The 2,183-nt window shown below is 63.8% G+C and carries 2 protein-coding genes; one reads left to right on the top strand and one right to left on the bottom strand.

Annotated features, from left to right (window positions below):
• Nucleotides 1-914, bottom strand: a 914-nt coding sequence (locus ACEN88_RS29810; RefSeq protein ID WP_413345518.1) for a DNA translocase FtsK 4TM domain-containing protein, incomplete at its 3' end; no start/stop codon positions are given.
• A 189-nt stretch (nucleotides 915-1,103) separates the two neighbouring features.
• Here ACEN88_RS29810 and trxB point away from each other — a divergent pair.
• The gene (gene trxB, locus ACEN88_RS29805; protein ID WP_413345516.1) at nucleotides 1,104-2,057 is read left to right on the top strand and encodes a thioredoxin-disulfide reductase; all 954 of its coding nucleotides are present in this window, start codon (nucleotides 1,104-1,106) and stop codon (nucleotides 2,055-2,057) included.
• Nucleotides 2,058-2,183 lie beyond the last annotated feature (126 nt).

Here is a 2,183-nt window from a genome sequence, read left to right as displayed (position 1 = left end):
GCGCGGGCGCGTGCCAGCTTCGCGTCGCCGCGCGCCTTCACCTTCGCCTTCATCTTCGCGAGGAAGCCCGGCGCCGGCGGCGCGGCGTCCTGTGGATCGTCGAACTCGTCGTCGCGCGGCGTCTCGATGCGGACCGGCGAACCGGCATGTTTTTCCACGTACTTGGCGCGCTCGTGCACGACGACCTCGTCGCGCTTGTGCGCCGCCACTTCGCCGTAGCGGCGGTCTTCGCGGTCTTCGTAGCGCAGGCGGAACCAGTCCCACGTCGTCTCGACGGATTCGCCGATGCGCTCGGCGACGGCCAGCCACGACACCTGGAAATACCAGGAAAAACCGAGGCCGAACAGCAGCAGCAGGAGCAAGGTCGCGCCCGTGAAGCCGAACGCGGTGTGGGCGGAATGGCCGATCAGTTGGCCGAGCACGCCGCCGGCCGCGCGCGGCAACTCGACTTTCAGCGACCACATGCGCAGGTATTCCAATCCCACGCTGCCGGCGAACATCAGCACGAAACCGATCCAGCGGATCAGGGTCTCGCCCTGGTGCTCGGGCTCCTGCTCCGCTTCCTGGACGATGAACCGCGTGTGCAGCCGCCGATAGCCCTTCCACACGGCGCGCGTAAAGCAGACGCACAGCCACCAGGCGGAAAAGCCGAAGATGAATAACAATAAGTCGGCCATCCAGGCGCCGGCGCGGCCGCCCAGGTTGGCGACGTGGGCGACCGCGTTCTCGTGCGACCAGCCCGGATCGGCCTTGTTATAGCTGAGCAAAATGAGGACGAAATACAACAACGCGACGGCCGTGGCCAGCCAGCGCGCCTCCGACAACAGCCGCACGAGCCGGTTCGGCAGCGGCTGGCGGGGCGGTCGCGGCTTGTGAGTATAGGTCGTGCTTGTCGATGGACTATTCTTGCTCATTGCGGTGTGAAACGGTACTGCCGGGTAACAATTCCCCGAAGATGACCATTCTAAGCGATATAGCGCCGCGTTGGCCCCACGATTCATGCTTGTTTGCATCATCGACTATAATCCCGGGTTCGACGCCTCTTGATTCCCGCACTGCCCGGCCCCACTTTCCGGGCATCATCCAATAGAAGAAGTTCACACATGACCACTCGCAAACATGCCAAAGTCCTGATCCTCGGTTCCGGCCCAGCCGGTTACAGCGCTGCCGTGTACGCCGCGCGCGCCAATCTCAGTCCGATGCTGGTGACCGGTGTCGAGCAGGGTGGTCAACTGATGACGACGACCGACGTCGAGAACTGGCCGGGCGACCCGCTGGGCGTGCAAGGTCCGGAACTGATGCAGCGCCTGCTGCAGCACGCCGAGCGCTTCAATACCGAGATCGTGTTCGACCATATCCACACGACCTACCTGAACGAGAAGCCGATCCGCCTGGTGGGCGACTCGCACGAGTTCACGTGCGACGCGCTGATCATCGCGACCGGCGCCTCCGCGCAATACCTCGGCCTGCCCAGCGAACAGGAATTCATGGGCAAGGGCGTGTCCGCCTGCGCCACGTGCGACGGCTTCTTCTACCGCAACCAGGAAGTGGCGGTGATCGGCGGCGGCAACACCGCGGTCGAGGAAGCGCTGTACCTGTCGAACATCGCGACGAAGGTCACGCTGATCCACCGCCGCGACAAGTTCCGCGCCGAGCCGATCCTGGTCGACCGCCTCATGGCCAAGGTCGCAGAAGGCAAGATCGTGCTGGAACTGAACCAGACGCTGGACGAGGTCAAGGGCGACCAGAGCGGTGTGACCGGCCTGCAGCTGAAATCGACGGACGGCGGTTCGACCAAGGAGCTCAAGGTGCACGGCCTGTTCGTGGCGATCGGCCACAAGCCGAACACGGGCATCTTCGAAGGCCAGATCGACATGCACAACGGCTATATCAAGACCCGCGGCGGCAGCGAAGGCATGGCCACCGCGACCAACGTCCCGGGCGTGTTCGCGGCCGGCGACGTGCAGGACCACGTGTACCGCCAGGCGATCACGTCGTCGGGTTCGGGCTGCATGGCCGCGCTGGATGCCCAGCGTTACCTTGAAGCCCTGGAGTAACGCCCGGGTTGCGGGGGGGCCCCCGGCCCGCACATAATTTGGTTTTTTTGGGTTTAATCGAATGGGGAGATAAAAAAAACCCCCCCCAACGACAAAAAAACACAAAACAGGGCCCCCCCCCAAAAA

The organism is Massilia sp. CT11-108, from assembly GCF_047302915.1.
GTDB classification, from domain to species: domain Bacteria; phylum Pseudomonadota; class Gammaproteobacteria; order Burkholderiales; family Burkholderiaceae_D; genus Telluria; species Telluria orientalis.
Note: the sequence above shows the minus strand (reverse complement) of the source record. Positions and strands in the feature narration are given on the sequence as shown.

Excerpts from the sequence above, each read along its gene's own strand:
- trxB (WP_413345516.1), top strand. The coding sequence starts at position 1,104 with ATGACCACTCGCAAACATGCCAAAGTCCTGATCCTCGGTTCCGGCCCA.